The organism is Clostridium grantii DSM 8605, from assembly GCF_900129965.1.
Classification (GTDB): Bacteria; Bacillota; Clostridia; order Clostridiales; family Clostridiaceae; genus Clostridium_AF; species Clostridium_AF grantii.
Genome location: NZ_FQXM01000020.1, coordinates 1 through 12,792, shown reverse-complemented (window position 1 = coordinate 12,792; position 12,792 = coordinate 1). Strand labels below are relative to the sequence as shown.

12 protein-coding genes and 1 pseudogene are annotated in these 12,792 nt (G+C 28.2%); 4 read left to right on the top strand and 9 right to left on the bottom strand.

Going from position 1 to position 12,792, the window contains the following annotated elements; translation table 11 throughout:
• Positions 1–101 precede the first annotated feature (101 nt).
• Together BUB83_RS15190 and BUB83_RS22860 are read right to left on the bottom strand one after the other, a co-directional pair.
• On the bottom strand, positions 102–674 hold the full coding sequence (locus BUB83_RS15190) for a hypothetical protein (RefSeq protein WP_073339394.1): 573 nt from the start codon (positions 672–674) through the stop codon (positions 102–104).
• 76 nt (positions 675–750) lie between these two features.
• Positions 751–1,065, bottom strand: coding sequence for a PspC domain-containing protein (locus BUB83_RS22860; protein WP_073339393.1), 315 nt, complete (start codon positions 1,063–1,065; stop codon positions 751–753).
• A gap of 384 nt (positions 1,066–1,449) precedes the next feature.
• Between BUB83_RS22860 and BUB83_RS15180 the strand changes: the two genes are divergently transcribed.
• On the top strand, positions 1,450–2,745 hold the full coding sequence (locus BUB83_RS15180; RefSeq protein WP_073339392.1) for a dicarboxylate/amino acid:cation symporter: 1,296 nt from the start codon (positions 1,450–1,452) through the stop codon (positions 2,743–2,745).
• A gap of 167 nt (positions 2,746–2,912) precedes the next feature.
• Here the strand turns inward: BUB83_RS15180 and BUB83_RS15175 are convergent, their stop codons facing one another.
• The 7 genes from BUB83_RS15175 to BUB83_RS15145 form a co-directional block, all read right to left on the bottom strand.
• A complete protein-coding gene (locus BUB83_RS15175) occupies positions 2,913–3,149 on the bottom strand; it encodes a DUF2164 domain-containing protein (RefSeq protein ID WP_073339391.1) in 237 nt (78 codons plus the stop codon).
• 32 nt (positions 3,150–3,181) lie between these two features.
• Positions 3,182–5,155, bottom strand: coding sequence for an SPFH domain-containing protein (locus tag BUB83_RS15170; RefSeq protein ID WP_073339389.1), 1,974 nt, complete (start codon positions 5,153–5,155; stop codon positions 3,182–3,184).
• Between the two features lie 334 nt (positions 5,156–5,489).
• Positions 5,490–6,800 carry a DUF4179 domain-containing protein gene (locus BUB83_RS15165; protein ID WP_073339388.1) on the bottom strand — a complete coding sequence of 437 codons (1,311 nt, stop codon included), beginning with the start codon at positions 6,798–6,800 and terminating at the stop codon, positions 5,490–5,492.
• Positions 6,797–7,315, bottom strand: coding sequence for an RNA polymerase sigma factor (locus BUB83_RS15160; protein ID WP_073339386.1), 519 nt, complete (start codon positions 7,313–7,315; stop codon positions 6,797–6,799). Before BUB83_RS15160 ends, BUB83_RS15165 begins: the two co-directional genes overlap by 4 nt.
• 148 nt (positions 7,316–7,463) lie before the next feature.
• Positions 7,464–8,153: an LrgB family protein gene (locus BUB83_RS15155; RefSeq protein WP_073339385.1), complete on the bottom strand. Its 690-nt coding sequence runs from the start codon at positions 8,151–8,153 to the stop codon at positions 7,464–7,466.
• Complete coding sequence (locus tag BUB83_RS15150) at positions 8,150–8,500, bottom strand: CidA/LrgA family protein (RefSeq protein ID WP_073339383.1); 351 nt, start codon at positions 8,498–8,500, stop codon at positions 8,150–8,152. The genes BUB83_RS15155 and BUB83_RS15150 overlap by 4 nt, the downstream gene beginning before the upstream one ends.
• Before the next feature lie 80 nt (positions 8,501–8,580).
• On the bottom strand, positions 8,581–10,914 hold the full coding sequence (locus BUB83_RS15145) for a hydratase (RefSeq protein WP_073339382.1): 2,334 nt from the start codon (positions 10,912–10,914) through the stop codon (positions 8,581–8,583).
• 385 nt (positions 10,915–11,299) lie between these two features.
• Here BUB83_RS15145 and BUB83_RS22025 point away from each other — a divergent pair, with 385 nt between their 5' ends.
• From BUB83_RS22025 to BUB83_RS15135, 3 genes and pseudogenes are all read left to right on the top strand, one after another.
• Positions 11,300–11,476 carry a hypothetical protein gene (locus tag BUB83_RS22025; RefSeq protein ID WP_159434100.1) on the top strand — a complete coding sequence of 59 codons (177 nt, stop codon included), beginning with the start codon at positions 11,300–11,302 and terminating at the stop codon, positions 11,474–11,476.
• A gap of 199 nt (positions 11,477–11,675) precedes the next feature.
• Positions 11,676–11,786 (top strand): annotated as a pseudogene (locus BUB83_RS15140) (IS607 family transposase); the annotation flags it as partial.
• Positions 11,764–12,792: RNA-guided endonuclease InsQ/TnpB family protein (locus BUB83_RS15135; protein ID WP_073339380.1), on the top strand; the 1,029-nt coding region annotated here is incomplete at its 3' end. The pseudogene BUB83_RS15140 and the gene BUB83_RS15135, both read left to right, overlap by 23 nt.

Genomic DNA, 12,792 nt, shown 5'->3' with positions numbered 1-12,792 from the left:
TACTTATTAGTATCTATAACATCATTTTACCAAAACTTATAAAGTTATCAATATCAAATTAAAAAACATCATAGTTTTTTAGAATATCATTAAAATAAAAACTAGAAAATAAAAAATAAACTAATTAATATAGGAAGTGAAAACATCACCAAAAAAAGTATATCAAAAGCAATAGATATATTTTTCTTTCTAGTAGGCATACTTTTTAGTTCATATTTAAAATCTTTGATCATTTCATTTAGTAAAGGTATCTCTTTATAGTTTTTAATAATTATTGATTCCCCACTAAAATAAACAATCACTTTATTATTTAATACCAATTTATATTTTTCCTTTGCAAATTGAATATTATGTTTAATTAGTAAGTCTTCAAATTTATCCATAAACAATTTCATAGCCACATTATGTATTAATAATTTATAAGCTCTTGATCTAGATATAATAAAATAAATCATGAAGATAACTAAAGGTACTATAGCTGATATAAATGATAGAGTTCCTTTTGACTGAATATTTTTAAAAAGATTTAAATTCACAATAGGAGCTGCACAATACATTAACACTAAACCTTCGAACTCAGATATATAAGTAATAAAAGCCCTCCCTTTAAATATATATGTAAGTTTAATTACTAAATATATAACTACTGGTAGAACGGTTATATTATTGCTCACTAGTTCATCCCCTTAATTAAAACTTATATTATTTTTTTATTACATTGAACAAAAACTACACTTTCGTGTAGTTTTTTTACTGTTGTACATCATCATAACTTTTGACTTCTTTAAAATTAACATCAGTTACTTTTGTTTCTGGTGATTTTTCTTTGTTTGAAAAATCATTATTAGGTTTTTGTATTCTTCCTTCATAATCCTCTGGTCGTTTTTCTGGTAAAATCAATGCAGCAATTATATAAAGTATAATACCTATTCCATAAAAAATACTTATTACTGCCCAAACTATTCTTACAATAGACGGGTCAACTCCTAAATTCTCAGCTAATCCACCACAAACACCAGAAATTTTCTTATCCGTTGTTGATTTATATAATTTAAAATTACTCATTTTATTTCACCTCCTATACCATAGAATAACACTGTAAATACTTACAACTTATTTATTATAATCTCAGTTTATAATAAATATTACAATTTTTCAACTAAACTTTCACTTACTATTTAACTTGTTTTAGTAAAATAAGTTTTTAATTTCCTTATCTGGATTTTATAAAAACGCAAGTTGCATAATCATTTATTGCATTATTTGATTTTCAAGCTTATGTATGATACAATTTCATCTTGAGTTTAATTTATGAAATGCATAATTTTATGCTCATACTTTCATAAATCAATATTCAAGTCATTCCACTTTAACTATTAATTCATGCGTAAAGTTTGTCTATAAAATGCAATTATTCACAAAATATTATATCTATGGGGGAAATAAAATATGAATAAACAAATGAAAAAAACTAAATTATCCACGAAAATTATTCTTGCAATGGTACTTGGTCTTATTATAGGATTGCTTTTTAATCCTGAAATTTCTTTACTACCACAAAATTTATACAAGTTATTAGAAAGCTATGCTTTTGCTCCTATTGGTAAAATATTTATCAATGCTATAAAAATGTTGGTTGTACCTATGGTGTTTATATCTTTGGTAAATGGTGTAACTCAAATAAGTGATATAAAAAAGCTTGGGAGAGTTGGAGCTAAAACTCTAATTTTCTACTTATCAACTACTGCTCTTGCAATAACTATAGGATTATCTTTTGCACTAATGATTCAACCTGGGTCAAATAGCTCTTTAACTTCTGGTAACGCTGCTTATGAAGTAAGTGAAGCTGTTAATTTTATTGATATATTAGTAGGTATGGTTCCTACAAATCCACTGCAATCAATGGTAGAAGGTAATATGCTACAAGTTATAGTTTTCAGCTTACTTCTTGGCGTTTCCATTAACAGTATTCCAAAACAAAAGTCTAAAATTATTTTAGATTTATTCGATTCTATGAATCACCTAGTTTTAAAAATGATTGATATAGTTATGCTAATGGCTCCTATTGGTGTATTTTCTTTGATACTAAAGGTTGCTGCTACTCTTGGATTTGACTCTTTAATTAAATTGAGTTTATATATGATTACTATATTATTAGCTTTATTTGTTCATTTAACTGTAGTTTATACAGGTAGTTTAGTTATCTTCACAAAACTAAATCCAATAATTTTCTTCAAAAAATTCTGGAATGTTATGACTCTTGCTTTTAGTACCTCTAGTTCTAATGCAACCTTGCCTGTTACCATGGAAACCGTTGAAAAAAACTTTGGTGTTCATAAAAGTATTTTTGGATTTACTCTTCCACTTGGTGCTACTGTAAATATGGATGGTACCGCTATTATGCAAGGAGTTGCCACTGTATTTATTTCTCAAATTTTTAATGTAGATTTAACTTTATCTCAGCTTTTAACTGTAATATTAACTGCAACTTTAGCTTCCATTGGAACTGCTGGTGTTCCTGGAGTTGGCATGATTACTTTATCTATGGTACTTACTTCAGTAGGACTACCTGTAGAGGGAATTGCTCTTATTATAGGCGTGGATAGAATCCTTGATATGTGCCGTACTGTTGTTAATGTAACTGGGGATGCTGTGGTTACTTTAATTGTTGCCAAAAGCGAAAATGAAATAGATGAAGAAATTTTTTATAGTGATAAAAATCTTATGTTAGATAGTACTAACTAAAAAAACAAACCCACACTTTTTTTAAGAAGTGTGGGTTTAATATTATAACTTATTTTAGGGGGATAAGTTTTTTATTTATTTGTTATTATTATAATAATATAGTTATGTTACAACTAAGTGTTGAAAATGTTTCTAAATTGTTAATTAATTATCACAAGTTTTTCTAATTATCTTTTACGTATTTCTAAACCATACATATCATCAATTTTATCTGTCATAAAAGATATACTGTCTTTCACCCCTATATTATAAATCTCTGGTGCAATATTTTCCATAACGAAGTCCAAATATAACATAGCTGCTAATTCGCCAAGGTCTTCATCTCTTTCTTCATAAAAGAATCTTTTAATCTCTCTTATTATTAATTCTTTCGATGCTTTGTCAATTTGAATTTCTTTATTCATTAGTTATATATCTCCTTTTGTTTTTTAATATTTTACTGCTCTGTCTCTTCTTCTTCCATAGATTTTAATATAGCTTCTTTTATTTTCAAAACCCTTGTATCTTCATTATCTTTATTCATATCAAAATTTACTCCTAATTTTTCACTTACCAAAAGACCCAAAAGCATTTCAAAAACATTTCCACTTCCAGAATCTGAATTCCCCATATTCACCAAAGTATTTGGAACTATATTTATTTTTGATTTTTCAATAGCTTGAGTAAACTTACTCATAATTTCTTGAGCAACTTGATATTGTGGTCCGCCATAAGCTTTTACTTGTTCATCAATAGCTATGGCTTTACCTATACCAATTCTAGCTTCTTTTTCTGCTTCCGCTTCTGCAATAGCTTTAATTTTAGAAGCTTCTTGAAGTGCTCTTTGAAATTCTGCTTTACCTTCATTTCCTTGAATTTGAATATTTATTTCTGATTCTGTTAAGAATCTTTGTTGAGCCGCCCTTGACTGAGATTCTTTTAATTCTTTTTCCTTATCTGCCGCCTTTTGCTGCATAGTATAAGTTTCAATTTGTTCCATAGCAATTTGTCTTTCTCTAAGTTGAGTTAAAATATCTTCTATTTTATTATCATTTTCAGATGCAGATGGAGTTCCAATTAAAACTTCTTCTAAGTCTAAATTGTAGTGACCAAATTTTTCTTTCATTTCACTAGAAGCTGTCATTTGAATTTCGCTTCTTTCTTGAATAAGCTGAATTAAAGTTTTAGTTTGTCCAATATTTTTAAAATAAGCTGATACCATTGGATCTAGAGTTTGATCAACTAATTTCTTTATATCTCCAAATCGTTGGATTACCAAAGGAGCTTTTTTATAATCAATATGAAGCACTACTGATAAAGGAAGTGACGGTTGAAAAGCATCCTTTGTTATTAAGCTTACTTCCTTTAAATTTTCATCAAAATTATGAGTTCCTCTTTGATTACTTATCCATTTCAAAATTATGTTAGTTGTTGGGACCATTATAACCTTACCAGCATAAGTATTAAATGCATATTTACCTGGCATTAAAGCTTTAGCCCAAACCCCTCTATAACCATTTTCAACAAGTTCTCCATGGCTATATCCTACCCCAGTAGAATCTTCTCCTTTAGGTCCAATGTAGGAAACAACAACACCTACAAATCCAACCTCTACAGTAATTTTCTCTATAAGCTGAACAGTTGCAAATAATCTATTTATAAAATATGTTCCTTCAACTAAAACTTGGTGTTGTCTTCCTCTAAATCCGCCTGCAATTAAAAATTTTTCAGGATCTTGGAAATTATTATGATATTTTTCACTTTCTGATGAAACATCTCCTACCGCTGGTGCTATAATATCATCCTTATTTAAAGAAGGTCCATCATGAACTGTAACTATACCTACCTTATCATCCACGCCTTTTATTACTATAGGTTTAAAAGCATCTCTTTCTCTTAAAATCTCAGCCATTTTATTAATTGTTTTATAATCATCATTACTTCCAAGGGGAAGATAATAAGTTTTTTCATTAGTTATAACTATAAATTGAGCAAGATTGAAAATATAAGTACCTTCTCTGACTATCCCTCTTTGTGGTCCTTTTTGACCTCCATTTTCCATAAATGCTCTCACATTTTGAAAATTATTGCATTGGGGAACTACTTGTCCCAATGTTTGAGTTGGATCAAGCGGTTTTCCATCTCTTGAGAAAACATAAGCAATTTCTCCTTGAGGTACAGTTACAAATGGACATTTATGGATTTTGTACATTAATGGGGATAAAAAATGTATTCCTCCTCTTAAAACTTGTGGTTGATATCCTGCCTCACCATTTAATGCAATAATTCTTTCTTCCAAATTACCTTTAGGAGACCACCATTTTTCAACTACTGCGATTTTGTCATTTGAAATAATCCTAAAGCCTGCCAGCCATAAAATTAATGCTATACCTACCAAAACACTTACAATAGAAATAATTATTGGAATCATATTGTACCACCCTTTTATAAGATTTATTAATATAAATTATACCATTCATAATTTTTTTTGTAAATATTACTATAATTTCACCTAGTATCCATATCATATTTTATGGGTTTTCCCCAACAAAATAAACCCACACTATTATTTTATCAGTGTGGGTTTTGTATTAAACTTATTTTAGGGAGGGATAAGTTTTTTTATTTATCTGTTATTAATATAATAATATAGTTATGTGACAATGAAGTGTTAAAAATGTTTCTATACTGTTAACAAATTTTTCTGAAGCCCTTTATACAAAATATAAATACTTATTACCTATTATATCTTTGAAATTCTTTTCTTACTTTATAGGTATATCAATGATTGTGTTTATACTTTTATTATATCTTATTCTCTCAATACTTAATTGCAAATTTTCTCCTGTGCCAAGGAACCTAAGTGTTCTTGTATGTGTTATAATTCCAAGCTGATTTTTTTGTTCCTCATCTGAATCCGTATCCTGAAGTTCTATTTTTTTACCATCTACAATTAAATAAACTCTTGAAAGAACCACCTTCTCTTCTGTTGTTATAGTAATAAAAGTTTCATCCTTTGATTCATAGATTTTCTCTATTTCTATATTTTGACCTTCAACCTGAAAAGTTACATTATCATCCTTTTTATTTATTTTAACTTTTTCATCTACATCATAATCTGCTATAAAACCTTTAATCTTTAGTTGCAAATTTTTCAATTCTTCAGGTAAAGGTTCAAATTCTTTATGAAATTTTATGCCCTTGAAATTGGTACTCATTCCTGAACCCTGCCATTGTAACTCTTCTCCATTTGCAATTAACTCAAACTCTACTTGTTCTGGTCTAATTCTTTCTCCACTTAATTGATCAAAAGCTAGGTCTAAAAAGTTTTGTATAGTTCCCTTAATAACTGTAGTTGTTGAAGATGCCAATATTGAATCAAATTTTATTTCTCTATCTTCTAATTTTACAGTTTCATTTAATTTGTTTTTCAACGTATGCCCCATAGCCTTGTTTCTATCCAAAGTAAAAGATATCTCCCCACTCTCTATTTTCCCATCATTATTAACCTCAAATGTCCATTTTAATTTTTTCTGATAAAAATTAGGTGATTCAAATTTCATTATCCATTTGATTTCATTCTCATCGTCGCTTAATTGTCCTTCTCCTGATGAAACCTGTAGATTTCCCATAAAGCCATTTATAGACATCATAGAAGATACAATTGTATTTTCATTTATACTTTTATCAGCTTTTTTTTCGGTGTAGAATAATAATAACTGATTATCATCCACCATAATTCCATCTAAAGTCACTATAATTCCATTACTAAAGGTAAAACTTTTGTTTATAATTTGTCCTTTTCCATTTTCATTTAATTTTTTCAATGACTCACTCATTATTTGGTCAAATCCTATAATTTTTTTGCTATAGTAAGCTAGTGTATCAAAATTGTACCCTACAAGTATAAATACTATTAATATAGATGCCACCTTCATCATTAATTTATTATTATATTTATTCTTTAATGATTGTTTTTCCAGCGCACCCATTAATCTATTTTCCAGTTCATCTGGCACATTTATTTTATCTAGCTTAATTTTATTATTCTTTAACAGCTCTTCTATATTTTTCATAAATTTTCACCTCCCAAACTTTCCTTCAATTTTTTTAGTCCATTAGATATACGAGATTTTACAGTCCCAACTGGTACTTTAACAATATTAGCTATAGTTTTATAATCCATATCTAAATAATACCGTAATTTTATTACTTCTCTATGCTTTTCATTAAGTTTAGATAAATGTTCTTCTAATATAATTCCCTTTTCTTTACTTTGAAAATCTTCTTCGTATATATCTTCTTTTATGTTTTCCAATAAAATTATTTTTTTCTTTTTTCTCAATGTATTTTTGCAGCAATTAACCAAAATTGTTTTGCTCCACCTATCAAAAGCTTTTTCATCTCTAAGCTTATGAATATTTTCATATAATATCACAATCATATCTTCCATTACATCCATTGCATCTTCATTATTTTTCATAAAAACATAAGCAATTTTATAATAGTCTCGCTTATTTAACATTATAAGCTGAACCAATGCATTCTTATCGCCTTCTTTTGATTTTTTCACTAGCTCTTCAATATCCAAACCCTCACCTTCTTTCTATAAATAACTATTAAAATTGTATTAATTATGCTTTCATATATAAGAGTATTATAAGTATTAAAAAGTTCATTTTTATAAATAGTATTCCTTCCAAAAATCAAAGGATGACAAATTGTCATCCTTAACTGTCTTATATAAAAATAATTATTATAGGAACCAATATAACCGTAATAAGTCCTGCTATTCCTATAGCAATTCCACTCATTGCACCTTGTACTTCTCCCATTTCAATAGCTTTTGATGTTCCGATAGCATGTGCTGCTGTTCCCATGGCTATTCCTACTGCAACTTCGTCTTTTATTTTGAAAATTTTACATATATTTGGTCCAAAAATTGCTCCGACAATTCCTGTAATAATGATAGCTGTTGTTGTTATAGATGGAATTCCGCCTATTTGTTTTGCTACTTCTATACCTATAGGTGTTGTTATTGATTTTGGCATTAAAGACCTTAGTATACTGTCCTGCAATCCAAAGAGCTTGGATAACATTACAACACTTAAAATAACTGAAAATGACCCTACGGTTATTCCAATAATTATTGGTAATGCATTAGCTTTAAAAATGTTGAATTTCTTATATAAAGGAACTGCTAATATTACAGTTGCTGGAGTTAGAAAAAAAGATATCAAACTTCCACCTTTATTAAAAGTTTCTAAAGATATATTGAATTTAAGTAACAAAAATATTATAAGACTAATACTTATCAAAAGAGGATTTAATATAACATTCTTAGTTTTTTTATTTATAAATAATCCTATTTCAAAAGCTATTATACAAATTAGAACCCCAAAGAAAGGCGTATCAATTATTTGCATCATATTTTTAACCACCTTTTTATAAATTGTATTGTTAATCCTGTAACTACTATAGCTATAATAGTTGAAATCACGCATATTGTTAAAATAGCTATTCCTTGTTCTTTTAGTAAATCTAAATTTGCAATTAACCCAACTGCTGCCGGTATAAAGAAAAATGCTAAATACCCTAGTAAGAAATTACTTAACGACTCTATCATTTCTATTTTAACAATTTTCAAAAAAAGAAGAATTAATAATATAACCATGCCTAATACATTGCCAGGTATAGGCAAACTCAATGTTTTACTAATAAGTTCTCCTAATAGTGCAATTCCTAATATAATTCCTAATTGTCTTAGAAGTTTCATCTTTTTCCCCCATATTTGTTTTAGTAAATACTACTCATTTTTAAAGCCACTTCTACAAATATAACAGAAGTGGCCAAAAATTAGTGTGTTTTATAATAATTTATCAAGCATCCTGAAAGTATAATTTCTCGCTCATCTTTAGTAAGATCATCAATGTATAAGGTTAATTTTCTAGTATCATTATTTTCCCCAATAATAAATGCCTCTACCTCATTTTCGCCATTTTCTAAAGCTACTTTAATTCCTGGGATAAATATATATTCATTATTTTTTAAAACTATATTTTTTTCTTTAGTTTTAAAAGGAACCATACCCCAATTTATGCAATTACTTCTGTATCTCTTTGTTGCATACTCTATAGCTATATTAGCCCAACCACCTAGAACTTTTTGACAGGAAGCTGCTTGTTCTCTAGCTGAACCATCACCTGGTTTATTTGCATAAATAACACTTCCTAGTGATGTGTTTTTTATTAATTCTTCAACAGATTTACCTGTCTTTAAAATGTTAAATATTTTTTCTATTTCTTCAGTTACTTCTACATTGTTTTCAACTACATTTATTCTATCATCTTCAATCTTTTTAATTGATTTTGCTCTATTCACGTACTCTGGATCTTTTCTACTTAAGGTAAACTCAGCAAGTTTAAAAGGATCTGATCTATAAGAAGATGTTTCTCCTGAAGGAATCAATTCGTCTGTAGTTGTTACTTCATCTTTTATAACACATGCAACTTTAAGTAAAAGATTATCAGTTATCTCGATCATTTCTGGCCATGGTTTTATATTTGGTCCGAAAAGCAATTCTGATTTATCATCAACTTTATTAAATCCTGAATAAACACGATTTTTATATATTTTATCATTGAAACTATATTCTCTAACTTCATTAATTGTCGGACAATCTTCTGCTGATGTTAAAATCCCCTTATTTATTGCTGTAGCTGCAATAGATCTTGAATCCATTAATGCTACTGAAGAAATTTGACCATCCTTTGGTTTTGATCCTTCTCTATTAGGGAAATTTCTAGTTGTATGTCTAATACTTAAAGCATTATTAGACGGAGTATCTCCAGCTCCAAAACAAGGCCCACAGAAAGCTGTTTTAACAATTGCTCCTGTTTCTAGTAATTTATTAATTGTTCCATTTTTATTAAGTTCAAAATTAACAGGTTGACTTGAAGGATATACCATTAATGAAAACTCATCAGAACCTATAAATTTATCAGCAAGCATTTCACCAGCTATACTTATATTCTCATAAGTTCCACCTGCACACCCAGCAATAATACCTTGATCAACATGAATTTTACCATCTTTAATTTTATTAGTTAATTTGAAATTCAAATTAGAATTTTTGAATAATTGTTTTGCATCTTCTTCCACACTTCTTAGTATTTCATAAGGATTTGCATTTAATTCTTTTATTGAAAATACATTGCTTGGATGGAAAGGTAATGCAATAACAGGCTCAATTTTGCTTAAATCTACTTTTATTACTCCATCATAACAAGCCACTTTTCCTGGCATGATTTCTTTGTATTCATTTTCTCTTCCATGAACTTTAAGATATTCTCTAACCTTGTCATCAGTACACCATATACTTGATAAACAAGTTGTTTCAGTAGTCATTACATCTACTCCGTTTCTGAAGTCAACAGTTAATTTTGAAATCCCTGGTCCAACAAATTCCATAACTTTATTCTTAACAAAGCCTGTTTTGAATACTTCTTTTATAATTGATAAAGCAACATCTTGAGGTCCTACATATGCTTTAGGCTCATTTTCAAGATATACTGCTATTATTTCTGGATTTTTTATGTCGTAGGTTCTTTTTAGCAATTGTTTTACTAGCTCTGGACCACCTTCCCCCATTGCCATAGTTCCCAATGCTCCATATCTAGTATGACTATCAGAGCCTAAAATCATTTTTCCGCATCCTGCCATCATTTCTCTCATATATTGATGTATTACCGCTTGATGAGCTGGAACATAAGTCCCACCATATTTTTTAGCTGCTGATAATCCAAATAAGTGGTCATCTTCATTAATTGTTCCCCCAACAGCACATAAACTATTATGACAATTTGTTAGTACATACTCCATAGGGAATTTCTCAAGTCCACATGCTTTAGCTGTTTGTATAATTCCTACAAAAGTTATATCATGAGAAGCTATTGTATCAAATTTAAGTTTCAAATTTTCCATATTTCCTGATAAATTATGATTTTCTAAAATATTAAAAGCCATAGTTTTCTTTTGGGCCTTTGATAATTCAAAATCATCTTCATTTAATCTTTCATTGCCTTCATCAAAGAATTTTCTGTTTAAGTCATCAATGTTTATTTTTTCATTTGCTTCTATTAATTCTTGATTTTTCACTAAAAGCATTTTTTGGTTAATAATATTAATCATCTTAATTGTGGACCTCCTCTATTTTATAAATAAATACACATTATTTTGCATATGTATTCACAATGCTCATTTAAATATATTTATTGTATTATATCATAAAGTGAAATTTTATTCATGAAAATAAACCTCTACTTTCTTATTCAAATCAATCAAATAAAAACTGCCATCCTATAGGACTATATTAGTTTCTACTTATACAAGTTTAATTATTAATTAAACTTGTATAAAATTATTAAAACTGGTGATGATTAAAATTGTAGAGTTTATAATTATTTTTCATAGAATAGTACTATAAAGAAATCTTAGCTATAAATAATAGCTTAAGTGACACCATTATATAAAAAATAATTTATTCTTATAAATTTTAATAATATAGGAGGGGTATATGTATAATTTAGGTATGATTGTAAAGATACATGACTTCAATCCAGAATGGAATAATTGCATAGGAATTATCGACCATATTACTGACGGTATTCCAGCAGTATTTTCTATTACTCATCCTTGTTGCTTTTATTTAATTACAAAGGATACAGAAAAGTATATAGAAGTATTGAATTAAAAAAAAGAGTTGTATATAAATTTATTGAAAATAAATTTATATACAACTGTTAAAAAACCAAATATTATCTTTATATAATTTAATTTTCTTCCTAAAATATTAAAAGAATTATATAATAGAATACAAAAGATAACAAAAGGAGGTATGGCAACAGCAACTAAAATATTATAAAACATTAGAATAGTATGTATAGTTTATTCTAATATTTATTGTTACAGTTTTTAGTTGTAGCCTTCAAGGTAAAAAAGCAAATAAAGCTAAGAAGATGATTAAGGAGTTGTTAGAGAGTGATCCTGGGGAAGAAAGTTAGATTATATCCAACTAAAGATCAGGAACAAAAATTATGGCAGTCAGTGGGTACTGCAAGATTTATTTATAATTGGACACTTGCAAATCAAGAAGAAAACTATAAGAATGGTGGAAAGTTTATATCTGATGGTGATTTAAGAAAAGAATTAACTATCTTAAAGAAAACACAATTTAATTGGCTTAATGAAGTATCTAACAATGTGGCTAAACAAGCTGTTAAAGATGGTTGTGAAGCTTATAAGAAATTTTTCAAAGGGTTAGCTGATAGACCACGATTCAAGAGCCGAAGAAAGTCTAAACCGTCTTTCTATAATGACACAGCAAAGATTAAAGTCAAAGAAAGTTTAGTATTAATTGAAAAAGTTGGGTGGATAACTATAAAGAAAAGTTCAATCCCTATGAATTGTAAATATACTAATCCACGAATAAGTTTTGATGGTAAGTATTGGTTCATATCAGTAGGAATAGAAAAAGAAAAACCAATAGTAGAATTAACAAATGAGAGTATAGGCATTGACGTTGGAATTAAAGACCTTGCTATATGCTCCAATGGAATGATTTTTAAAAATATTAATAAAAAAAGAGTTGTAAAGCAACTTGAAAAAAGGCTACGTAGATTACAGCGTAGGGTATCTAGTAAATACCTAAAAAATAAAGAAGGGAGTAAGTTTGTCAAAACAAGTAATATTATAAAAATCGAAAAGCAGATTAAATTACTTCATAGAAGATTAGCAAATATAAGAAGTAATCATAGTCACCAAGCAACGAACATGATAGTGAAAACCAAGCCATCAAGAGTTGTTATGGAAATACTTAACATTAAAGGGATGATGAAAAATAAGCATTTATCAAAAGCTATTGCACAACAATGCTTATATGAGTTTAAAAGACAAATTCAATATAAATGTGAGTTCAATGGAATTGAGTTTATCGAAGCTGATACATGGTATCCATCATCAAAGACTTGTAGTGAGTGTGGACATATAAAAGCAAATCTTTCATTATCA

Coding starts and splice junctions, on each gene's coding strand:
- BUB83_RS15165 (WP_073339388.1), bottom strand. CDS start 6,800: ATGAAAAATATAGAAGAGCTGTTAAAGAATAATAAAATTAAGCTAGAT.
- BUB83_RS22860 (WP_073339393.1), bottom strand. CDS start 1,065: ATGAGTAATTTTAAATTATATAAATCAACAACGGATAAGAAAATTTCT.
- BUB83_RS15145 (WP_073339382.1), bottom strand. CDS start 10,914: ATGATTAATATTATTAACCAAAAAATGCTTTTAGTGAAAAATCAAGAA.
- BUB83_RS15180 (WP_073339392.1), top strand. CDS start 1,450: ATGAATAAACAAATGAAAAAAACTAAATTATCCACGAAAATTATTCTT.
- BUB83_RS15155 (WP_073339385.1), bottom strand. CDS start 8,153: ATGATGCAAATAATTGATACGCCTTTCTTTGGGGTTCTAATTTGTATA.
- BUB83_RS22025 (WP_159434100.1), top strand. CDS start 11,300: ATGTATAATTTAGGTATGATTGTAAAGATACATGACTTCAATCCAGAA.
- BUB83_RS15175 (WP_073339391.1), bottom strand. CDS start 3,149: ATGAATAAAGAAATTCAAATTGACAAAGCATCGAAAGAATTAATAATA.
- BUB83_RS15170 (WP_073339389.1), bottom strand. CDS start 5,155: ATGATTCCAATAATTATTTCTATTGTAAGTGTTTTGGTAGGTATAGCA.
- BUB83_RS15150 (WP_073339383.1), bottom strand. CDS start 8,500: ATGAAACTTCTAAGACAATTAGGAATTATATTAGGAATTGCACTATTA.